Source organism: Thioclava sp. F36-6 (assembly GCF_002020305.1).
Lineage (GTDB): Bacteria > Pseudomonadota > Alphaproteobacteria > Rhodobacterales > Rhodobacteraceae > Thioclava > Thioclava sediminum.
Map to the genome: position 1 here is coordinate 79,360 of NZ_MPZX01000004.1, position 20,412 is coordinate 99,771.

Genomic DNA, 20,412 nt, shown 5'->3' on the forward strand with positions numbered 1-20,412 from the left:
AACGAAAAAATGAACGGCGGGCCTCGGCCCGCCGTTTCAATTTTCAATCACCGCCATGTCAGGCGAAGTGTAGCGCCGGACGATTGTTTTGCGGCCGTGCGGGTCTACCCTCGGAATCTCCAACCAGAGACGATTCCCACCGAGTCCCGCCGCCATGTATCTCGACAATGCAGAAACCAACCGCCGTTACGACGCCGCTCTCGCAGAGCTGCGTGCGCGGGGCGTGTTCCGCTCGACCCGGCCGCCAATGGGTGCGCGGGTGCTGCATTGGCTGGGCTTCGAGCCGCGTCCGATTCCCTATCTCGACTGGAAGCAGAACCTGCTGATCTTCGCAGCCGGCTTCGCGGTCGCGCAGCTTCTGGTGGACCACCTGCTGAGCGCGACCGAGGGCATGTCCTTCGCGCCGCATCTGGTGACGCTGGTGATCTCGGCACTCGCGTTTGGCGCGCTGATGGCGCTGTGGCAGATCCACCGCAAGAACAAGCTCGGGCTGAGCGATTGGGACGACCTCTAGGGGCGATTCCCATGCACGACCCCAAGGCACCGGCGGTCTGGCCAGCGCGCAGGTTTCTTCCTAAGCTGCGCGCAACCTGACGCGCCTTTCCGCGCTACATTGCCCCGGAGCCTGAATGCCCAAACGCCTGCGCCTGACCCGTCGCTTTCCCGTCGCCATGACCAACGACGCCTATCGCAGACTCAATCGCTTCGCGCAGGAGGCGGAGATCACGCCCGACGAGGCGCTGACCTTCCTGTTCGAGCATTTCAACTCCGTCACCCACGAGGAAAATCTCAACCACCGCCTGCGGCTGTTCAAGGCCGAGCTTGGCGAGCGCAAAGCCTGATTTCGAAAGGACATCAATGACCCGCCTGTCTCTCGCTTTCGCTGTCGCGTCCCTTGCCCTCTCGGCCCTGCCTGCGCTCGCGTTCGATGCCGCCGACCGCAACGCGGTCACGCAGGAAGTCGCGGGTTTCACCAAGGCAGTGGATGCGAAGGATTACTCGGTCTTCTTCGACACGGTGCCGCCGAAGATGATGCAGGCAATTGCGGATCAGACGGGCGTGCCGAAAGAGCAGCTCGAAGACATCATGCGCAAGCAGATCAACGACGCAATGGCCTCGGTGACGATCGACGATTTCGAGATGAACATCGCCGCGATGAAGACCGGAGAGACGTCTTCGGGTCGGGCCTATGCGCAGATCCCGACCTCGACGGTGATGGAGGTGCCCGATATGGGCAAGGTGCGCTCGACCAACACCACGCTGGCGCTGCAAGACGGCGAGGAATGGTATCTCGTGCGGATCGACAGCCCGGCGCAGATCGCGGTTCTGCGCAAGGTCTATCCCGATTTCGAAGGCATCGAGTTCCCCAAAGGCACGATGGAAGCGGTGCGCTAACCGCACCGCTTCCATCGCTTTTTCCGCGCTTTCCGTTCACGTCCGTTCACCTCTCGCGACGGAACGCCGTCCTCTCCCTCGCGTTGGACGCGACGTCGTGCTGGAATGACGTTGCGGCGAAATGCTCATGAGGGGCTTACGTTCGCGTCACTTAGGGGTCAGATTGGCCCCGTGATCAGGGAGGACCGCAGCGAATGGCGGCACAACTTTATTGCTTTGGTGAGTCTGGCAACGCCTACAAGGCGGCGCTGACGATGGAACTGGCGGGCTACGACTGGGAGCCTGTCTATGTCGATTTCTTCAACGGCGAGGCGCGCAGCGCCGAGTATCAGTCGCTGAACGAAATGGCCGAAGCACCCGTCTTCAAAGAGGGCGACCTGACGCTGTCGCAATCCTGCGTCATCCAGCTTCACATCGCGGAGCAGACCGGCAAATTCCTCGCCGAGGATCGCAACGAGATGCTGCGCTGGATGTTCTGGGACGCGCAAAAGGGCTCGGGCCAGCAAGGCGGCCTGCGTTTCCTGATGAACTTCCTGCCCGAAGAGAAGCGTCCGCAAGAGGCGATCGGCTGGCTCAAGGGCCGCGTGCTGACCGCGATCAAGACGCTCGAGCGGCATATGGACGGCCGCGACTGGGTCGTCGGCGACCAGCCCAGCTTGGCCGATTTCGCCTGCTGCGGCTACCTCTACTACCCCGAGCCCTTCGGGTTCGACCGCAAGGAATTCCCCAATATCGACCGTTGGCTGGATGGCATCGCTGCCCTGCCCGGTTGGAAACACCCCTATGATTTGATGCCCGGCAATCCTTCCGACCGGGCGTGAGGAGGAACCATGACGGAAGCCTATATCTATGACGCAGCCCGCACCCCGCGGGGCAAGGGCCGCAAGGACGGCTCGTTGCACGAGGTCAGCTCGGTCGCGCTGTCGGCGCGGCTGCTGAACGCGGTGGCGGAGCGTAACAACCTCGAAGGTCACGCGGTCGAGGACGTGATCTGGGGCAACGCGACTCAGGTGATGGAGCAGGGCGGCTGCCTTGCGCGCTCGGCGGTGCTTCTGTCGGATCTCGACGAGCGCATCCCCGGCCTGTCGATCAACCGCTTCTGCGCATCCGGCATGGAAGCGGTAAACCTCGCCGCCAACCAAGTGCGCGGCGGCGCTGGCATGGGCTACATCGCAGGCGGCGTCGAAATGATGGGCCGCGTCGCGATGGGCTCGGACGGCGCAGCCATCGCCGTGGACCCGTCGCTCGCGATGAAGACCTATTTCGTCCCGCAAGGCATCTCGGCCGATATCATCGCGACCGAATACGGCTTTAGCCGCGAAGACGTCGACGCGCTCGGCGTGGAATCGCAGCGCCGTGCGGCCGAGGCGATCAAGGACAACCGGTTCGCGAAATCGATCGTGCCGGTGAAGGACCAGAACGGTCTGACCATCCTCGACCACGACGAATTCCCGCGGGCGGGCACCACGATGGAAAGCCTCGGCGGCCTCAAGCCCTCCTTCAAGGAGATGGGCGAAGTGATGCCGGGCTTCGACAAGGTCGCGATGCTGAAATACCCGCATCTCGATCACATCAACCACGTCCACCACGCGGGCAACTCCTCGGGTATCGTGGACGGTGCCGCCGCCGTGCTGATCGGCAACAAGGAGTTCGGTGAGGCGCATGGCCTCAAGCCCCGCGCGCGCATCCGTGCCACCGCGAAGATCGGCACCGATCCGACGATCATGCTGACCGGCCCGGTTCCGGTGACCGAGAAGATCCTCGCGGATTCGGGCATGTCGATCTCCGACATCGACCTGTTCGAAGTGAACGAGGCCTTTGCCGCGGTCGTGCTGCGCTTCATGCAGGCCTTCCAGGTCGATGCCGACAAGGTCAACGTCAATGGCGGCGCGATCGCGCTTGGCCACCCGCTCGGCGCCACCGGCGCGATCATCATCGGCACGCTGCTGGACGAGCTGGAACGCCGCGACCTGAACACCGGTCTGGCCACGCTTTGCGTCGCGTCCGGCATGGGCGCCGCGACCATCATCGAGCGCGTGTGAGGGAGGAACAAATGGCTGATTTCAAATACGAACTTGGCAGCGACGGCGTTGCCGTCATCACTTGGGACGTGCCCGAGAAGTCGATGAACGTGATGAGCATGGAGGGCTTCGCGCTCCTCGACAGTTTCATCGACAAGGCGCTGGCGGATGACAAATGCAAAGGTGTCGTCATCACCTCCGGCAAGCCCGATTTCGCGGGCGGCATGGACCTCAACGTCATCGCGCAGATGCGCGAAGGCGGCGCTCAGGCGATCTTCGACGGCGTGATGCAGATGCACCACGTCCTGCGCAAGATCGAGCGTGCCGGCATGGACCCGAAGACCAACAAGGGCGGCAAGCCGATCGCAACCGCGATCCCCGGCACCGCGCTCGGCATCGGTCTGGAACTGCCGCTGTCGACGCACCGCACCTTCGTCGCGGACAATCCGAAGGCGAAGATCGGCCTGCCCGAGATCATGGTCGGCATCTTCCCCGGCGGCGGCGGCACCACCCGTGTCTCGCGCAAGCTCGGCGCGATGGCGGCGGCGCCCTTCCTGCTGGAAGGCAAGCTCTCGGATCCGAAGAAGGCGAAAGCCGCTGGCCTGATCGACGAGGTCGTCGAGGATCCGCTGGCCGCCGCGAAGGAATGGGTGCTGAACGCCAAAGACGCCGATCTGGTCAAACCGTGGGACGCGAAGGGCTTCAAGATGCCCGGCGGCGCACCCTATCACCCGGCGGGCTTCATGACCTTCGTGGGGGCCTCCGCGATGGTGCATGGCAAGACCGCAGGCGTCTATCCGGCGGCCAAGGCGCTCTTGTCGGCAGTCTATGAAGGCGCGCTCGTGCCCTTCGATCAGGCGATCAAGATCGAGGCGCGCTGGTTCACCAACGTGCTGCTGAACCCGTCGTCGACCTCGATGATCCGCTCGCTCTTCATCAACAAGGGCGCGCTGGAGAAAGGCGCGAACCGTCCCGACGTGCCGGACCAGAAGGTGAAGAAGGTCGGCATCCTCGGCGCGGGCATGATGGGCGCAGGTATTGCCTATGTCTCGGCCAAGGCCGGTATCGAGGTCGTGCTGATCGATAACAGCCAGGAGGCCGCCGATCGCGGGAAATCCTATTCCGAGGGCATCCTCGACAAGGGTATCTCGCGCAAGAAGGTCACCGAGGAAGGTAAGGCCAAGACGCTCGGCCTGATCAACGCGACCACGGATTACGCCGCCCTTGAGGGTTGCGACCTGATCGTGGAAGCCGTGTTCGAAGATCCGGGCGTCAAAGCCGAGGTCACCAAGAAGGCCGAAGCCGTCATCCCGCAGGACGCGATCTTCGCCACCAACACCTCGACCCTGCCGATCACCGAACTGGCCAAGGCCAGCGCGCGCCCCGAGCAGTTCATCGGCATCCACTTCTTCTCGCCCGTCGACAAGATGATGCTGGTGGAAATCATCAAGGGTGCCGGGACCGGCCCGGTGGCCGTGGCGAAAGCGCTCGATTTCGTGCGCCAGATCCGCAAGACCCCGATCGTGGTCAACGACGCGCGCTTCTTCTACGCCAACCGCTGCATCATTCCTTACATCAACGAGGGGATTCGCATGGTGGCAGAGGGGGTGAACCCGACGCTGGTCGAACATGCGGCCACGATGGTCGGTATGCCGCTTGGCCCACTGCAGCTGGTGGACGAAACCTCGATCGACCTCGGCGTGAAGATCGCCAAGGCCACCAAGGCGGCGATGGGCGATGCCTATCCCGATGAGGCGGTCGATGACGTGCTGTTCTGGATGGCCGACGAGGGCCGGATGGGCCGCAAGTCCAACGCGGGCTTCTACGACTATGACGAGAAGGGCAAACGTCAGGGCCTCTGGGAAGGCCTCGACGCCAAGTTCCCGCGCGCCGACGAGCAGCCCGACGTGCATCACGTCCAGCATCGCCTGCTGATGGCGCAGGTGCTGGAAGCGGTCCGTGCCTTCGAGCAGGGCGTGCTGGAAGACATCCGTGAGGGTGACGTGGGCGCGATCCTCGGCTGGGGCTTCGCCCCGTGGTCGGGTGGTCCGTTCAGCTGGCTCGACATTCTCGGCGCCGGCAAGGCCGTCACGATCTGCGAGGCGCTCACCGCGCAATACGGCCCGCGCTTCGAGGCCCCGGCACTGCTGCGCGACATCGCGGCCAAGGGCGAGACCTTCTACGGTCGCTACGGCGACGGTCAGGCCGCGAAAGCCGCCTGATCCGACAGCGCCAGAGAAACCAGAACGCCGGGACCTAAAGGCCCCGGCGTTTTTCTATGCCCCGGACGCGCTCCAACGTCCGAGACGCTCAGCTTCCTCCAGAACAAAGGAAAACGCCGCACCCTGGTCATGGGTGCGGCGTTCGGCCTGTCAGTTGATCAGGAGGGAATCAGGCCGGGCTATCACTCTGCCGCGTAAGCGTGCGCGGTCAGATCTTCGTCAATGAGCCCTGCAACAATCGAGCGTGCCATTTCAAGCGACAGCGTCTCGTAGTTCGGGCCTGCATCATCGTCGAAGAGTGCTTCAAGCCGGTGGCTGTTGACCGAACCGCAATGGACCATGCCAGAACCATTTGCGTAGACGATCTCCTCCTCCTCAAACTCCAGCACGATCACGTCGATCGGACGGTGGGGTGTAATCCGATCGATCCCACGATAGCCTTCAAGAGCAGAGGCAGGGATTACGGCGAAGGGGTCACCGTAAATTGCCTCAGCCATGTCGCTTTCCACCATCATGTTCTGTTCAGGCAAAAGCAGCATCGGGGTTTTGTTGCCCAACGCGCCGACCGGCACGGCGAGCGGCTTGCGATGGTCCGGGCAACGCCCGTGACCGAGCCAGAGTTGAGTTCGCTTGACGTCCACGACGGGACGCAGGCCACTGTCGAAGGTCATGACCATGTCGCCAACCGCAATTGCTTCCACCGGGCGCCAGCCCATAGCGGTCGCGATTCGCGTTCCGGCAACGATCCCCGAAGCAGCCCCGTTATCGAGCACTCGCCCGGAGGTTGCGCCCGCCAGAGCGGAATCAAAGGCGCAATCGTCGTTCCAAGTCGTCGTTGCACTGCGGGTCATGTCGGTCTTCCTTCTGAAAGTCGGCGAGGCCATTTCTTCGTCCTACCTAGATCAATTGATTCCTGGGGAGTTTCCGGGGCCGAAAGGTGACCGAAATGTGGCAAACCTATACTTTCGGACAGTAAGTTGCTCACGGACCCGTGATTGACCTATCTTTTTGGATAGGGGTTCGCGCGTTTGACCTATCTTTTTGGATAGGGGTGCGCTCACAGACCCGTGAGAATCGCCCAAATTGCGTCGCAAATTGCAATTGCGCGAAAATTTAGAATCGGTAACCGAACCGCGCGATGTCCTCGGCACAGAGTTTCGAAACCACTTCAGCATCGAAATCTGAAAAATACCCGCGCCAGTTGCGCTTCCGCTCGGAGATGTTGCATCTCGCGAGGGGAGTCACGGAAAACCCGAGATGTGACGCGAGGGGGGCGGCATCGACCTCTACATCTTCGAGGCGAATATAAAGGTCGCAAATCTCCTCCCCGTCCGGCAACCGCATGTAGCTGCCATAGGGGGCCGCCGCGAGCGAGGCCTGCGTGTGCGGATGGTTAAGGAAGTCCGAAAAGCTGAGCGACTTTGCTAACGCCACGGCGGGATGCGCCATCCGCTGCTCGCGCAACCAATGGTAGTAGCTGACCACCCGGTCCCACGGGTTCCGCACCAGTGTGAAGGTGAAATAGGCGCGCGCCTCATCTTCGCTATAGAGCCCCAGCCCGTCGCTCAGCGTGGAATGCTTCCAAAGCCGCCCCCGGGTCTCGCGCCCCTCCAGCCTGCGTTTGCGCCGCCGCGCCTTGGGCGTATCGCCGATCAGCAGGTCATCCGCCATCGCGCGGTTCTCCAGCGCGAGCGTCAGCGCCGTGCCACCCGTCTTCGGGATATGAACGAAGATGTAGCGGCGGCCATGCGAAACGATCATGCGCGCGACACTAGCTGTGACGAAAGATGACGCAAACCCTCTTTCCTTTCGCGCGATGCCGCCTGAAGATGCCCGGACAATTTACGTGGAGGATTTCATGGGCTGGCTTGCCGACGAGACGGGTCTGGAGAAATGCGCGGCGAATTACGCACCGCTTACACCTTTGTCGCATCTCAATCGCGCGCTGGAGGTCTTCCCCGAGCGACCGGCGGTGATCTACGGCAGCCGCTCTTATAGTTACGTTGATTACCACGCGCGCGTGAGTCAGGTGGCCTCCGCCCTCAAGGCGCGCGGCGTGAAACCCGGCGACGTGGTGGCGACGATCCTGCCCAACACCCTGCCCCAGATCGAGGCGCATTTCGGCGTGCCCGCCTGTGGCGCGGTGCTCAACGCGATCAATACGCGGCTCGATGTCGATACCGTCGCCTATATCTTCGAACATGGCGGTGCGAAAATCGTGCTTTGCGACGTGGCCTTCCTGCCGGTGGCCGAAGAGGCCGTGAAGAAGATGAAAGGCCCCGCGCCGCAGATCATCGAGGTCGCCGACCCCGAGCACGGCTTCGAGCCGACCGGGCATTACCTCGAATATGAGGCGCTCGTGGCCGAGGGCGATCCGATGTTCGACTGGATCATGCCCGAGGACGAATGGGAGAGCATCGCGCTCAACTACACCTCCGGCACGACGGGGCGGCCTAAGGGCGTCGTGTATCACCACCGGGGCGCCTATCTTTCGACTCAGGCCAATGCGATCTCGTGGCGGATGCAGCTCTATCCGGTTCTGCTGACCATCGTGCCGCTGTTCCATTGCAACTCGTGGACCCATAGCTGGATGGTGCCGATGATGGGCGGCACGGTCGTCGGCTGCCGCGACGTGACTGCGAAGGCGATCTACGACGCGATCGCGGATCATGGCGTGACGCATTTCGGCGGCGCGCCGATCGTGCTGAACACGATCATCAACGCCAAGGACGAACATCGCCGCGCCTTCGATCATGTGGTGGAGGTCTTCACCGCCGGTGCGCCCCCGCCCGCCTCGACGCTGGCCGCGATCGAGCCGCTGGGCTTCAACGTCACGCAGGTCTACGGGCTGACCGAAACCTACGGCCCGGCGGTGGAATGCACATGGAAGCCCTCCTGGGAGGGAACCGAGGGCGAGGCCCGCGCCGATCTGAAGGCGCGCACCGGGGTCTCGATGCCGATGCTCGAGAAAGTCACCGTCTACGATCAGGGCCGCGAGGTCGCGCGCGACGCCCAGCACCTGGGCGAAATCGTCTTCCGCGGCAACATGGTGATGAAGGGCTATTTCAAGAACCCGCAGGCCACGCGCGAGGCCTTCGAGGGCGGCGTGTTCCATTCGGGCGACATCGCCTTCATGCATCCCGACGGCTACATCAAGATCACCGACCGCGCGAAGGACATCATCATCTCGGGCGGCGAGAACGTCTCCTCGGTCGAGGTGGAGGGCGTGATCTGCGCCCATCCGGCGGTGTCGCTCGCCTCGGTCGTGGCCAAGCCCGACGAGACCTGGGGCGAGGTGCCCTGCGCCTTTGTCGAGCTGAAGGAGGGCAAGGAGGCGACCGAAGAAGAACTGATCAAGTTCTGCCGCGCGCGGCTTGCGGGCTTCAAGACGCCCAAGCGCGTGATCTTCTCGGAACTGCCGAAAACCTCGACCGGAAAGATCCAGAAATTCGAGCTGCGAGCGGTCGCCAAACTGCTCGACGCGTAGGCCTTCTTTCTACGCGTGCGCGCGCCCGCGCGCGAGGGGCGCGCGCGAAATGCTCAGCTTTCGCTCTCGGCGCAATGCTGGCGGAAGGCGCGCGAGAGCATGTCCAGCTCGGCGCGCAGCAGGTCGATCTCAGCGCGCAGATCGCCCGCCAGCGGCGCGCCCGCGACCAGCGAGAAGCGGTCGATCACCTCGCCATCCGATTTGCGGCAGACGAGGAAGGTCAGCACCCCCTCGCTCAGCAACTCCGCCGGGATCGGCTGCGCGATGCGCCAGTCGCCGGGCGCGCCGCTGACCGACATACCTTCCAGCACCTCGCCCTGATGGCGCACTTCCAGATCGGGCGCCTCTTTCTCATGGCTCACCGCTTCCCAGCGCCCTGCCTTGATCCGCGTGCTGTCCAGCATCCTCGCCTCCGTCACAGTTCGGCGCGCGGGTAGCGCGCGAAGGTGAGATCGCGGATCACCACCTCGTTCATCCGTGGGTTTTCAAAAATCAGATCGACCCACGCCTTCTCCAGCCGCCGTTCGTTCATCCGCGTATAAGCCAGATCGAATTCGACAGAGCGCGCGCCCTCGCCATGGGGCAGTTCGCGCACCAGCTGCTCCGAATTGGGGCCGTGCTTGATGTTGAGGCGGCAGAACACTTCCAGCTCCCGCTCGCAGTCCAGCTGCATTTCCAGACGGATGAGATGGTTGAGTTGCAGCCCGCCAAGCGCTGCGTCGGGCAGATCGAGCACCAGCGACAGGAACGACCCTTCGAACCGCAGCACATCGAGCCGCAGCCCGAACGGCGCGAGCGTTTCGCCCTTCGTATTGCGGATCTGGCGCAGCGTGATCTCGGACCGGGGGCAGTCGTGAAACAGGGTGAGGTCATCGCCGAGCTTGTCGCGGCTTTGCGCCCCCGCGATGCCATGCGGATGCGCCTTCACGCGCCAGAGCGGCGGTCGCCACGCCCAATCGCTGCCCGACGGTTTGCGCACAGAGGTATCGCCGGGAAAGGCCGTCAGCCGCTGTTCTGTCGCGCGCAACACCGTGTCGACTTCGTTGCGCAGAGCCCGAGCCCGCGCGCGCAGACCGCGAAGCCCCTCCGGATCCAATGCAGGGACCTTGGACGCCGCATCGCGCCAGCGCCGCAAGCTGCGTCGCTCGGCAATCCGTTGCAACAGCGATCCGCCGTTCCGTCCTGCCATGTGCTGCCCTTCTTTCCCGCCTGCCGGTGCCACTTGCGGCATCACAGCAGTTATTCCTTATCATCGGGTTGCGAGAAAGGGGGAATTTCCGCACGAACTCATCGAGTTCCGGGGTTTCGACTGGGAAGGTAACCGCGCGTCGGCTTGGGCGGTCAATTCGCGGCGCGGATCGCGGCGATGAATGTCTCCAGCAAGCGGCGCTGCTGGGCATAGCTCATTTCGCCTTCCTTCAGTGGCATCACCGACAGCGCCGTGATCCGCCCGCCAAGGGCCGTGACGCCCCGCAGATAGGTCTTCGCAATCGGCGGCCCGCCCGTGCCGGAGCGATCTTCGACCCGCAACAGCAACGTACCATTCGAGATATCGGTGCCCTTGATCGTGACGTCAGCGGCTTCGCCGGAGCGCGACAGCGCCGCGCGCCCGATTTCGGAATGGAAGAAATCGCCGATCTTCTTGAGCCGGTCCTGCGACAGCTTGCCGGAGCCATCCTCCAAGGCGGGCGGCCCGACCGTAACGCTCAGCAGCGCGGGTTCGGGCGCATGGGCGTCCTCGGCATTGCCGGAGATCGCCGCGCAATTGCCAAAGAGCGCAAAGCCCCCCGCGCCGGAATTGCGCAGGCTTTTCGGATCGACGCACCAGCCTTTCGGCGCCGCCACCGTCAACGCGCCATTGGCGAGCGTCGTGCGGGCCTTCGCGACCTGCGCCGTGCCGAAGGCGGTCGGCTGGCAGGCGGTCAGCAAACCGGTCATCCCCAGCGCGAGGGCGAGGGGCTTCAAAAGACGAGACGAGCGGTGTCCGACAGCAAAAATCATGGGTTTGGAGATAGCCTCAGGGCCTTCATCGCGCAAGCCTGACAGGCCTCGAAGCAAATTGACTGCGCGGGGTTCAGCCCAACGCGATCCGGCGTGCCGCAGCCGCTCCATCTTCCGGATCGTGGCTGACCATGAGGCAGGGGATACGCTCGGCCGCGAGATGCTGCAGCGTGAAGCTGCGGATCTCGGCCCGCAATTCCGCATCCAGCGCAGCGAAGGGTTCGTCGATCAGAACCGCACGGGGCCGCGCCAGCAGCGTACGCATCAGCGCGGCGCGGGTGCGCTGCCCGCCCGACAGCGTCGCCGGATCGCGATCCGCCATGCCTGCAAGCCCGGCCTGTTCCAGCGCGGCCTCCACCGCCGCGCGCCGGGCCGCCTTGCCCTTCACCTGCACCGACAGCCCGAAGGCCAGATTGTCGCCCACCGAGAGGTGCGGGAAAAGCTGCGCCTGCTGGAACAGCATCCCGATGCCGCGCTTTTCGGCGGGCAGATGCGTAACGCTTTCCCCATCGAGCCGGACATCGCCCGAAGCCGTGAAGCCCCGCGGCAGATGGCCCCCGATATGAGCGAGGAGGCTCGACTTACCGATCCCGGAGGGCCCCATCAGGCAGACGGTCTCTCCGGGCGCCACGACCAGCGACAGCGGCGCGAAGAGCGGGGTGGAGGCGCCGGGCGCGGTCAGGCTCAGATCGATCAACTCAAGGCTCATGCCACTCCTCCGCGCAAGCCGCGCCGGTTGCGATGCCACCATGCCGGGACCGCGAGCGCCAGCGCGAAACCCACCCATGGCAGCGCCGCCTGCATCAGCGCAAGGATCGCGGCCAGCCGTCGATCCGCCCCGGACGCCAGTGCCACGGCCTCCGTGGCCAGCGCTTGCACGCGCCCCGCGCCGGGCAGCAGAACGGCGAGATATTGCGCGACCGACACCGCGAGCCCGATCGCCGCCGCCGCACAGATCGGACCCAGCAGCATCGGCAGCTTGATCCGCAGCAGGCGCCGCGTCGGTCCGGCCCCGAGGCTCGCCGCACTGGCGAGATGCGCCGGGTCGAGCGCGCGCCACGGCCCGGCCAGCGCGATCATCACATAGGGAAAAACGAAGAGCAGCTCGGCCCAAGTCACCGCGACCGGCCCCGGCAGCAGGCCAAGCCAGAGAAACCCGGTGGTCAGACCCTGCAGAAACCCGATCTGCGGCAGCAAGAGCGGCAGGACAATCAGCGCGCCCAGCGGCAGGCGCTTGCCGGAGCGATCCTCGCTTTCCAGCCAGAGCATCGCGAGGATCAGCGCCAGCGCGGTCGAGATGAGCGCAAGCGTCAGGCTGGTCAGCGCGGGCCCCGCCCAGTCGGCGCTGGCCCAGCGTTTGAGGGTCAGATCGGCGGGCAGCGCATCGGGAAAACGCCAGAAGCTCGCGAGGCTCCACAGGATCAACGCGCCAAGCGATCCAAGCGCCAGCAGCCCTCCCGCCCCGATCAGGCCAGCACCACTCCAGTTCCGCCGCGACTTGCCGCGATGCCCATTGCGGATCAGCGCCTTGCCCAGCCGTGCCAGCGCGCGCTCGCCCCCAATCCACAGCGCCGCACTCGCCCCCATCACGGCCAGCAAGATCACCGCCAGCGCCGAGGCGGGCACCGCCTGCGCGGGATCCGGCGCGCCGTAGAGCCGCAGAATGAGCACCGCCAGCGTCGGCGGGTTCGACGGCCCGAGGATCAGCGCCATGTCCACGACCGACAGCGAAAAGGCCAGCACGATCAGCACCGGCAGCCGGAGCGCCGGGTAAAGCTGCGGCCAGACGATCCGCGCCCAAACGCGGCCCGGCGCATAGCCAAGCGCGCGCCCTGCGGCCATCTGCGCCGCCACCGGGCGCTGCGCGGCGGCCACCAGCGTCATCAGCGTCAGGAACGGCACCTCTTTCAGCATCAGCCCGAGGATCAGCGACAGCCCCCACGGATCGCCCAGCGTCACGATCTGCGGCGGCAGATCCCAACCGGTCGCCCAGGGCGAAATCAGCCGCGCCGCCCAGCCCGAGGGCGCGATCAGAAAGGCCAGCCCGATCGCCAGCGCCGCATGAGGCACCGCCAGCAGCGGCGTCAGCCAGCGCGACGCCGATTGCCGCGTCACCAGCCAGCGCGCCAGCGGGATCGAGGCCGCGAGCGACAGCAGCGCAGCCCCCAGGCCGGTCACCAATGTCAGCCGCAGCGAGGTGAAGATTCCGGGCGCGGCCAGGGCCTCGGTGAAGCCCTCCCAGCCCAGCGCGACGCGCCCCAGCCCCGGTTGCCAGCCGAAACCGGTCGCCAGCGTCAGCGCCGCGCCGAGCAATACCGGCGCGCCGATCACCAGCGTCAGGATCGCCCCGGCGAGCCGCATCGGAACCTCACTTCGTGTAGCGCTGCGCCCAGTCCTCGGTGAGCTTGGTCATCCAGCTCGGATGCGGCTCGGGGAGCGTCGGGCCCAACTCCTCCAGCGTCGGCAGCGCGGGCGCGGTGGGCAGATCGGCGAAGGCCTGTTTCGCATCGGCATCCAGCTTTGCCGGATCGAGCACCGAAAAACTGCCCAGCACGCGGATATCCTGCATATGCGCCTGCGTGGCCGGATCGAGCAGGAAATTCGCGACCAGTTCCGCCCCCGCCTGATGCGCGGCATTATAGGGAATCGCGACGTAGGAGATATTCCCGATCGTGCCGCCTTCAGGCACCCAGACGCGGACCGAAGGCGGCAGAACGCCCTGCTCGATCATCGCAGCCGGCGCGGCGGGATCGAAGAACATCGCGAAATCGACCTCGCCATCGGCCAGCAGTTGCGCCTGCGCGCTCTCATTCTCGGGGAAGGATTTGCCTTCACGCCACATCAGCGGGCGCAGCGCATCATACCACGCCCAGAGCGGCGCGGTTTCCTTGGCATAGGCCTCGTCCGTCACGGGCTGCGACAGCGCCGCCGGGTCGGGGGCCAGTTCGACCAGTGCCTGCTTGAGGAAGCTCGCCCCCATGAAATTCGACGGGTTGGGGTGGGTGAAGCGGCCCGGATGCGCCTTGGCCCAGTCCAGAAGCCCCGCCATGTCCTTCGGCGGATCGCTCACCCGCTCCGCATCATAGGCGAAGGCGAATTTCGCAAGCCGCCACGGGCTCTCGTACCCTTCTGTCGGGACGGTGAAATCGGTCGTCGCCGCCGAGCCTTCGGACAGGTCGAGATATTTCGCATTGGGCAGATCGGAAACGAACGGCCCATGCAGCAACCCCGCCTCTTTCATCGCGAGGAAGTTCGGCCCGTTGATCCAGATAAGGTCCACCGCGCCGCCGTCATCCTTGCCTGCCGCCTTCTCGGCCTGCACGCGCGAGACCGCCTCGGCGGTGTCGGACAGCTTCACCTGCTCGACCGTGACGCCGTATTTCTCCTGCATCTGGTCGGACACCCAGTCGATGAAAGCATTGGTGCGCGGATCGCCGCCCCAAGCGTTGAAATAGACCGTCTGGCCCTTCGCCTCGGCTTCCGTTTGCGCCCAATCGGCGAAAGCGGGCGCGGCAAGCGGCAGCGCGAGACTCGCGGCAAGAACCGGGGCGGCAAGAAGGTTTCTCATACTCTCTCCGTTCAGGAAAACGCCCGCCAGCCCATCAGCCAGCGGGTCACAGTGGTCACGAAACAGGCGACGGCGAAGAGGCCCGCGAGTATCGGGAAGGCCTGCGGAAACAGGCAAATCGCCGCGAAAAATAGGATCGTCTCGGCCCCTTCGGTCAGCCCGCCGAGGTAGTAGATGCCTTTGGTCGGATAGGCATCGGTGCTCATCCCGCGCTTGGCGGCGATGGAGGCGAAGGCGAGGAAGCTCGATCCGGTGCCGACGAAGGCCGCGATCAGGATAGTCGCGGCCAGTGCGTTGCGCGCAGGATCGGCCAGCGCGAAGCCCACCGGGATCAGCGCGTAGAACAGAAAATCGAGCGCAATATCGAGGAACGCCCCGCGATCGGTCGGCCCCTTGATCCGCGCGATGGCCCCGTCGAGCCCGTCCGCGATCCGGTTGATCAGGATCAGCGCCAGCGCCAGCCAATAGGCATGGAATGCCAGCGCCGGGATCGCCAGCAGGCCCAGCGCGAAGCCCGCCACCGTCACCTGATCGGCACGGATACCGCGCGCGGCCAGCGCCTCGGCGGGGGGCTGCATCATGGCACGTTGCAGCGGCAGGAGAGCTGCGTCGATCATCCGCGCCTCCAGGACATGAAACGCTCGGCGATCCGCAGCGTGCGCGGGTTCACATGAGCCTGCCGCCAGCGCCCGGCGGCGTTCTTCGCGGCCTCGGACCAGCTGGGATAGATATGCGGCGTCGAAAGGATCTTGCCCAAGCCCAGCCCGTGCCGCATCGCCAGCGCGAATTCCGCCAGCACCTCGGCCGCGTGCGCCCCGCAAACTGTCGCGCCGAGGATCTTGTCGGAGCCCTCCGCGGTGACGATCCGCACGAAGCCCTGCCCCGCCCCTTCGGCGAGCGCCCGGTCCAGATCGCCCAGCGGATAGGTCGTGACCTCGTGATGCACGGCCTCGGCCTCGGCTTCCGCCGCCGTCATTCCCACCCGTGCCAGTTCGGGCGAGGTGAAGACCGCATGCGGGATCGGCGCGGCATGGGCCTTGAAGCGCCAGAAGGGGGAGGCCAGCGCATTGGCCGCCGCGATCCAGCCCTGATGACCTGCGGCATTGGTCAGCTGCAATGGCCCCGCCGCATCGCCCGCGGCGTAGATATTGGGCATGAGGGTTTCGAGGTAGTCGTTCGTCTCGATCACCTTGTTCGCCGGAATGCCCAGCTCCTCCAGCCCGAAGCCTTCGAGCCGCGCCTTGCGCCCGACCGCGACCAGCAGCGTGTCGAACGCGATCTTCGAGCCGTCCTCCAGCTCCAGCCATTTGCTGTCATCGTGCCCGAAACGGATCGCCTTCGCGCCCAGCTTCAGGTCGACCCCATCGGCGCGCAAGGCTGCCGCGATGGCGTCCGAGGCTTCGACATCCTCACGGATCAACAGCCGCTCCGCCGCCTCGACCACGGTGACGCCCGCGCCCAGCCGGGCCAGCGCCTGCGCAATCTCGCAGCCAATCGGGCCACCGCCGAGGATCACCATCTTCTCGGGCGGTGCGGGCATCGCCGCAAGCGTCTCCCACAGCGTGTCCGAGGTCAGCGGCTCGACCGATCCGATCCCCTCGATCGGCGGGATCACGGGCGCCGCGCCGGTCGCGAGCACCACCCCGCGCGCGGTCAGGCGCTCATCGCCCACACGCACGGTCCACGGGTCTTCCAGTCGCGCATGACCTTCGATCACCTCGACGCCCAAGCCCTCATAGCGCTCCACGGAATCATTCGGCTCGATCTGCGCGATCACCTCGGAAATCCGCCGCGTGACCACCGGCCAATCGACCGAGACATCCGCGCGCACGCCCAGCGCCTCGGAGCCGCGCGCCACGCCCGCAGCCCGAGCCGAGGCAATCAACGCCTTCGACGGCACGCAGCCGAAATTCAGGCAATCGCCGCCCATCGGGCCTTCCTGCACCAGCGTCACCTTCGCCTTCGCCTGCGCTGCTACATAGGATGCCACCAGCCCCGCCGCCCCGGCGCCGATGACGATCAGGTTGCGGTCAAACTTCGCCGGGCGCTCATAGCCGCGATAGGCCCGCTTGCGTGCCCATAACCGCAGCGCCGCGCGCGCAACCCACGGAAACACCGCCAGCGCCGCGAAAGCGCCTAGCAGCCCCGGCGAGACGATCCCCGACAGGCTGTTCAGGTCACCCAGTTGCGCGCCCGCCGCGACATATACCGCGGTGCCGGGCAGCATGCCGAGCTGCGACACCGCATAGAATTTCCACCCCTTCATCCGGGTCAGCCCGAAGGCGAGGTTAATGACGAAGAACGGCACGACCGGGATCAGGCGCAGCGAGAACAGGTAGAATTCCCCGTCGCGCGCCGCACCCTTCTCGATCTTCGCCAACCTCGGGCCAAGCCGTCCGCGCACCCAGTCGCGCATCAGATAGCGCGCGACCAGAAAGGCCAGCAGCGCCCCGATCGAAGACGCGAAAGAGATCAGCACCAACCCCTGCCAGAACCCCAAAAGCGCCGCACCCAGCAGCGTCAACCAGACCGCGAAGGGCAGCGACAGCGCCGTCACCACGACGTAAGTGACGAAGAACCCGATGGGCAGCGCCAGCGGATGCGCCTCGCGCCACGCGGCGAGGCTGTCGCGCAGCGCGCGCAGCCGCTCGGGGTCGGGATCGGCCACCAGAAAGGCCGCGATCACCGCCAAAGCGATCAGGCCAAGGAATATCAGAGGTTTGCGCATGGTCCTCCCGTGGGTCACGCCCCAGTGATAGAGGCGATGCGATCTTTCCCCAAGTCGTTTCGCGCGCCGATTTCGTTACGCGCTTTCTCTCGGGGCCGCTATTTGGCACTGTTACGCACAAAACGGAGGCGGGGATGCATTTCATTGCAGTCGATGGCGGAGGCAGCGGGTGCCGGGCGGTGTTCGCCGACGGTTCCGGCCGTGTCATCGGGCGTGGCGAGTCAGGCCCTGCGAATATCGCGTCGGACTATGACGAGGCGCGCCATCACATCTTCACCGCCATCGAAACCGCGATGGGCACCATCGACGCGCGCGAGATTCGCGCGGTGCTCGGGCTGGCGGGGGCGAACCATGCGCCCGCTGCCGAGGCCTTGGCCGCCGACCTGCCCTTTCCGGCCCGCGTTGTGCAGGACGTGACGACCTCGGTGCGGGGTGCTCTGGGGCCCGAGGATGGGATCGTCGCGGCCATCGGCACGGGCTCGTTTTTCGCGCGGCAGCTGGACGGGCAGCAGCACGCGATCGGCGGTTGGGGCTTGCGGCTGGGCGATGAAGGCTCGGGCGCGTGGATCGGCCGGGCGCTCGGGATGCGGGCCGGACGTGCGCTCGACGGGTTCTGCCCGGTGACGCCGCTCCTGCGCGAGCTGCTCGAAGAGATGGATGGGCGCAACGGGCTGATCGCTTTCAGCCTCGACGCGACCCCCGCCGATTGGGCGCGGTTTGCGCCGCGTATCCTGCAATCGACCGACCCCGCCGCCGTGGCCGTGCGCGATGCGGCGCAGGCCGAGATCCGCGCGGCGATTGCGCTGCTGCAACCCGAGGAGCCGCTTCCGGTGACGTGGCTCGGCGGGCTTGGGCAAGGTCTTGCGCTGAGTGACTGGCCGCAGCGGGCCGCGAAAGGAAACGCGCTCGACGGCGCCTTGGCCTTGGCGATGGAGGATGCGTTTTGGACAAGCTGATCCTGACGGGCGCGCGCGTTTTCGACGGCACCGCCTTCCATGAAAACCATGCGATTGTGCTGGAACAGGGTCAAATTTCGGCGCTGTGTCCGATCGCGGAGATGCCCGAGGGCGAGATTGTCGAGTTTCCGGGCGGCACGCTCGCGCCCGGTCTCGTCGATCTGCAGGTGAATGGCGGGGGCGGCGTGATGCTCGACGGGCACGCGACGCTCGAGACGATCTCCACCATCTGTGCCGCGCATGCCCATCTCGGCGCGACCACGATCCTGCCGACGCTGATCACCGACACGCGCGCCACGACTCAGACGGTGCTCGCCGCAGGCATCGCCGCCGTGACGCGCGTTCCGGGATTCGGCGGGCTGCATCTGGAAGGCCCACATCTCGACCCCAAACGCCCCGGCTGCCATCCGCCCGTCTGCATCCGCCCGCTGGACGAGGAAGACATCGAGACGCTGCTAGAGGCGAAGACCGGGCTGCCTGCGCTGATCGTGACGCTCTCGCCCGCCAATGCGACGCCCGAGCAGATCGCGCGGCTGTCCGAGGCCGGGATCGTCGTCAGCCTCGGCCATTCCGAGTGCAGCTTTGCGGAGGCTCAGGAGGCCATCGCGGCGGGCGCGCGGATGGTCACGCATCTTTTCAACGCGATGAGCCAGCTGGGCAGTCGCGAACCCGGCCTCGTCGGGGCGGCGCTGTCGCAGCCAGTCTCCGCGGGACTGATCGCAGACGGCATCCATGTGCATCCCGAGACGATCCGGCTGGCGCTGGCGGCGAAACGGCAGGGCGAGGTCTTCCTCGTCTCCGACGCGATGGCCTGCGCAGGCTCCGATCTGATGGAGTTCGATCTCGCCGGTCGCCGAATCCTGCGGCGCGACGGGGCGCTGCGGCTGGAGGATGGCACGCTTGCCGGGGCCGATCTGTCGCTGCCGCAGGCCGTGCGCTTCATGATCGAGACAGTTGGCGCATCACCGGAACAGGCGCTTGCGATGGCAACCCGTATCCCGGCCGAGGCGATCGGCGCGCCGGTGGGCCGGATCGCGCCGGGCTTCGCCGGGGATCTGGTGCATTTCGATGACGACTGGCGCCTGACCGAAGTCTGGCAGGGTGGTCAGGCGAAATCCTCCACCGCATAGCCCTGAATGTAGAGCAGCGCGCTCAGATCGCCGAAGTTGATCCGGATGTCGCATTCCGCGGCGACCGAGGGCTTGGCATGCAGCGCGACGCCCGCACCGGCGAGCTTCAGCATCCCCAGATCATTCGCGCCGTCGCCCACCGCCATAACCTGCGCGTGATCTAGTTTCAGCTTTTCCGAAATTTCCAGCAAAGCCTGAACCTTGGCCTCGCGCCCGAGGATCGGCTGCGAGGGCACGCCCGTCAGTTTGCCGTCCTCGACCAGCAGCAGGTTCGCGCGGTTCTCATCGAACCCAAGCGTCTTTGCGACATAGCCGGTGAACGCCGTAAATCCGCCCGAGACCAGCGCGCAATAGGCGCCGTTAGCCTTCATCGTCGCGACCAGATCGTGCCCGCCCGGCATGAAGCTGATGCGCTTCTCGATCACCTCGGAAATCACGCTCTCGGGCAGACCTTTCAGCAGGCCCACCCGCTCGGTCAGTGCGCCTTCGAAGTCCAGCTCGCCATTCATCGCCCGCGCGGTGATCTCTTTCACCCGCTCGCCCACACCCGCGACATCGGCCAGCTCGTCGATGCATTCCTGCTGGATCATCGTCGAGTCCATATCGGCCAGCAGCATCTGCTTGCGCCGCCCCTCCGTGGGCTGCACGACCAGATCGACGCCCAGCCCCTGCAGCCCCTCCCAGGCCTCCCAACGATTCGACGGCACGCGGTCCACCATGAACTCCGCCGCGACATTCGGGTTGAGCCAACGCGCCGCGCCACCACCCCATGCACCGCAAAGCGCATCCAGCGTGCCTTGATCCAGATTGGCCTCTTTCGGGTCAGCGATCAGCGTGGCGGTAAACATGCGCGCTCCTTGGGGAATGTCGGTTCAAATGTCGTATCCGTGACCTGATGCGGCGC

At 65.6% G+C, this 20,412-nt stretch carries 20 protein-coding genes; 9 read left to right on the plus strand and 11 right to left on the minus strand.

From position 1 onward, the window contains the following. Positions 1-154 precede the first annotated feature (154 nt). The 6 genes from BMI88_RS17550 to BMI88_RS17575 all read left to right on the plus strand — a co-directional run bounded on the left by BMI88_RS17550 (position 155) and on the right by BMI88_RS17575 (position 5,638). Positions 155-514 (plus strand): DUF6404 family protein, encoded by a 360-nt coding sequence (locus tag BMI88_RS17550; protein WP_078522326.1) that lies wholly within the window; start codon positions 155-157, stop codon positions 512-514. A 115-nt stretch (positions 515-629) separates the two neighbouring features. Next, the gene (locus BMI88_RS17555) at positions 630-842 is read left to right on the plus strand and encodes a hypothetical protein (RefSeq protein ID WP_078522325.1); all 213 of its coding nucleotides are present in this window, start codon (positions 630-632) and stop codon (positions 840-842) included. A gap of 16 nt (positions 843-858) precedes the next feature. Then, the gene (locus tag BMI88_RS17560; RefSeq protein ID WP_078550855.1) at positions 859-1,395 is read left to right on the plus strand and encodes a hypothetical protein; all 537 of its coding nucleotides are present in this window, start codon (positions 859-861) and stop codon (positions 1,393-1,395) included. A gap of 194 nt (positions 1,396-1,589) precedes the next feature. Beyond that, a complete protein-coding gene (locus tag BMI88_RS17565; protein WP_078550856.1) occupies positions 1,590-2,216 on the plus strand; it encodes a glutathione S-transferase family protein in 627 nt (208 codons plus the stop codon). 9 nt (positions 2,217-2,225) lie between these two features. Further along, a complete protein-coding gene (locus tag BMI88_RS17570; RefSeq protein ID WP_078550857.1) occupies positions 2,226-3,437 on the plus strand; it encodes an acetyl-CoA C-acetyltransferase in 1,212 nt (403 codons plus the stop codon). Between the two features lie 11 nt (positions 3,438-3,448). Beyond that, the gene (locus BMI88_RS17575) at positions 3,449-5,638 is read left to right on the plus strand and encodes a 3-hydroxyacyl-CoA dehydrogenase NAD-binding domain-containing protein (RefSeq protein ID WP_078550858.1); all 2,190 of its coding nucleotides are present in this window, start codon (positions 3,449-3,451) and stop codon (positions 5,636-5,638) included. A gap of 182 nt (positions 5,639-5,820) precedes the next feature. On the opposite strand, the gene BMI88_RS17580 is transcribed toward BMI88_RS17575, so the two are convergent. Further along, complete coding sequence (locus tag BMI88_RS17580; RefSeq protein ID WP_158522193.1) at positions 5,821-6,489, minus strand: Hint domain-containing protein; 669 nt, start codon at positions 6,487-6,489, stop codon at positions 5,821-5,823. Between the two features lie 262 nt (positions 6,490-6,751). Beyond that, positions 6,752-7,399, minus strand: a complete 648-nt coding sequence (locus BMI88_RS17585) for a sulfotransferase family 2 domain-containing protein (protein WP_078550860.1) — start codon at positions 7,397-7,399, stop codon at positions 6,752-6,754. A gap of 97 nt (positions 7,400-7,496) precedes the next feature. Between BMI88_RS17585 and BMI88_RS17590 the strand changes: the two genes are divergently transcribed. Then, positions 7,497-9,125, plus strand: coding sequence for an AMP-binding protein (locus tag BMI88_RS17590; protein WP_078550861.1), 1,629 nt, complete (start codon positions 7,497-7,499; stop codon positions 9,123-9,125). Between the two features lie 53 nt (positions 9,126-9,178). Here BMI88_RS17590 and BMI88_RS17595 read toward each other — a convergent pair whose 3' ends face one another. The 8 genes from BMI88_RS17595 to BMI88_RS17630 form a co-directional block, all read right to left on the minus strand. Beyond that, positions 9,179-9,529 (minus strand): hypothetical protein, encoded by a 351-nt coding sequence (locus BMI88_RS17595; RefSeq protein WP_078550862.1) that lies wholly within the window; start codon positions 9,527-9,529, stop codon positions 9,179-9,181. Between the two features lie 11 nt (positions 9,530-9,540). After that, complete coding sequence (locus BMI88_RS17600) at positions 9,541-10,314, minus strand: DUF6478 family protein (RefSeq protein ID WP_078550863.1); 774 nt, start codon at positions 10,312-10,314, stop codon at positions 9,541-9,543. Positions 10,315-10,466: 152 nt separating this feature from the next. Continuing rightward, positions 10,467-11,063, minus strand: a complete 597-nt coding sequence (locus BMI88_RS17605; RefSeq protein WP_146673622.1) for a hypothetical protein — start codon at positions 11,061-11,063, stop codon at positions 10,467-10,469. Positions 11,064-11,199: 136 nt separating this feature from the next. Beyond that, a complete protein-coding gene (locus BMI88_RS17610) occupies positions 11,200-11,835 on the minus strand; it encodes an ATP-binding cassette domain-containing protein (protein ID WP_078550865.1) in 636 nt (211 codons plus the stop codon). Next, a complete protein-coding gene (locus BMI88_RS17615) occupies positions 11,832-13,487 on the minus strand; it encodes a hypothetical protein (protein ID WP_078550866.1) in 1,656 nt (551 codons plus the stop codon). The genes BMI88_RS17610 and BMI88_RS17615 overlap by 4 nt, the downstream gene beginning before the upstream one ends. Before the next feature lie 7 nt (positions 13,488-13,494). Further along, the gene (locus BMI88_RS17620) at positions 13,495-14,694 is read right to left on the minus strand and encodes an ABC transporter substrate-binding protein (protein ID WP_078550867.1); all 1,200 of its coding nucleotides are present in this window, start codon (positions 14,692-14,694) and stop codon (positions 13,495-13,497) included. An 11-nt stretch (positions 14,695-14,705) separates the two neighbouring features. Next, entirely contained in the window at positions 14,706-15,311 is a 606-nt protein-coding gene (locus BMI88_RS17625) for a CDP-alcohol phosphatidyltransferase family protein (RefSeq protein WP_078550868.1), read from the minus strand. Further along, positions 15,308-17,422, minus strand: coding sequence for a bifunctional TVP38/TMEM64 family protein/FAD-dependent oxidoreductase (locus tag BMI88_RS17630; protein ID WP_078550869.1), 2,115 nt, complete (start codon positions 17,420-17,422; stop codon positions 15,308-15,310). Before BMI88_RS17630 ends, BMI88_RS17625 begins: the two co-directional genes overlap by 4 nt. 134 nt (positions 17,423-17,556) lie before the next feature. On the opposite strand from BMI88_RS17630, the gene BMI88_RS17635 reads away from it, so the two are divergent. Continuing rightward, positions 17,557-18,378, plus strand: coding sequence for a BadF/BadG/BcrA/BcrD ATPase family protein (locus BMI88_RS17635; RefSeq protein ID WP_078550870.1), 822 nt, complete (start codon positions 17,557-17,559; stop codon positions 18,376-18,378). Further along, positions 18,366-19,508, plus strand: a complete 1,143-nt coding sequence (gene nagA, locus BMI88_RS17640; RefSeq protein ID WP_078550871.1) for an N-acetylglucosamine-6-phosphate deacetylase — start codon at positions 18,366-18,368, stop codon at positions 19,506-19,508. The genes BMI88_RS17635 and nagA overlap by 13 nt, the downstream gene beginning before the upstream one ends. On the opposite strand, the gene serB is transcribed toward nagA, so the two are convergent. After that, a complete protein-coding gene (gene serB / locus BMI88_RS17645; RefSeq protein WP_078550872.1) occupies positions 19,484-20,356 on the minus strand; it encodes a phosphoserine phosphatase SerB in 873 nt (290 codons plus the stop codon). The two genes, nagA and serB, sit on opposite strands and share 25 nt — an antisense overlap. Between the last annotated feature and the right edge of the window lie 56 nt (positions 20,357-20,412).

What these genes read in the sequence shown, in the direction of transcription:
- BMI88_RS17550 (WP_078522326.1), top strand. Translation starts at nt 155, where the DNA reads ATGTATCTCGACAATGCAGAAACCAACCGCCGTTACGACGCCGCTCTC.
- BMI88_RS17555 (WP_078522325.1), top strand. Translation starts at nt 630, where the DNA reads ATGCCCAAACGCCTGCGCCTGACCCGTCGCTTTCCCGTCGCCATGACC.
- BMI88_RS17560 (WP_078550855.1), top strand. Translation starts at nt 859, where the DNA reads ATGACCCGCCTGTCTCTCGCTTTCGCTGTCGCGTCCCTTGCCCTCTCG.
- BMI88_RS17565 (WP_078550856.1), top strand. Translation starts at nt 1,590, where the DNA reads ATGGCGGCACAACTTTATTGCTTTGGTGAGTCTGGCAACGCCTACAAG.
- BMI88_RS17570 (WP_078550857.1), top strand. Translation starts at nt 2,226, where the DNA reads ATGACGGAAGCCTATATCTATGACGCAGCCCGCACCCCGCGGGGCAAG.
- BMI88_RS17575 (WP_078550858.1), top strand. Translation starts at nt 3,449, where the DNA reads ATGGCTGATTTCAAATACGAACTTGGCAGCGACGGCGTTGCCGTCATC.
- BMI88_RS17580 (WP_158522193.1), bottom strand. Translation starts at nt 6,489, where the DNA reads ATGACCCGCAGTGCAACGACGACTTGGAACGACGATTGCGCCTTTGAT.
- BMI88_RS17585 (WP_078550860.1), bottom strand. Translation starts at nt 7,399, where the DNA reads ATGATCGTTTCGCATGGCCGCCGCTACATCTTCGTTCATATCCCGAAG.
- BMI88_RS17590 (WP_078550861.1), top strand. Translation starts at nt 7,497, where the DNA reads ATGGGCTGGCTTGCCGACGAGACGGGTCTGGAGAAATGCGCGGCGAAT.
- BMI88_RS17595 (WP_078550862.1), bottom strand. Translation starts at nt 9,529, where the DNA reads ATGCTGGACAGCACGCGGATCAAGGCAGGGCGCTGGGAAGCGGTGAGC.
- BMI88_RS17600 (WP_078550863.1), bottom strand. Translation starts at nt 10,314, where the DNA reads ATGGCAGGACGGAACGGCGGATCGCTGTTGCAACGGATTGCCGAGCGA.
- BMI88_RS17605 (WP_146673622.1), bottom strand. Translation starts at nt 11,063, where the DNA reads ATGACCGGTTTGCTGACCGCCTGCCAGCCGACCGCCTTCGGCACGGCG.
- BMI88_RS17610 (WP_078550865.1), bottom strand. Translation starts at nt 11,835, where the DNA reads ATGAGCCTTGAGTTGATCGATCTGAGCCTGACCGCGCCCGGCGCCTCC.
- BMI88_RS17615 (WP_078550866.1), bottom strand. Translation starts at nt 13,487, where the DNA reads ATGCGGCTCGCCGGGGCGATCCTGACGCTGGTGATCGGCGCGCCGGTA.
- BMI88_RS17620 (WP_078550867.1), bottom strand. Translation starts at nt 14,694, where the DNA reads ATGAGAAACCTTCTTGCCGCCCCGGTTCTTGCCGCGAGTCTCGCGCTG.
- BMI88_RS17625 (WP_078550868.1), bottom strand. Translation starts at nt 15,311, where the DNA reads ATGATCGACGCAGCTCTCCTGCCGCTGCAACGTGCCATGATGCAGCCC.
- BMI88_RS17630 (WP_078550869.1), bottom strand. Translation starts at nt 17,422, where the DNA reads ATGCGCAAACCTCTGATATTCCTTGGCCTGATCGCTTTGGCGGTGATC.
- BMI88_RS17635 (WP_078550870.1), top strand. Translation starts at nt 17,557, where the DNA reads ATGCATTTCATTGCAGTCGATGGCGGAGGCAGCGGGTGCCGGGCGGTG.
- serB (WP_078550872.1), bottom strand. Translation starts at nt 20,356, where the DNA reads ATGTTTACCGCCACGCTGATCGCTGACCCGAAAGAGGCCAATCTGGAT.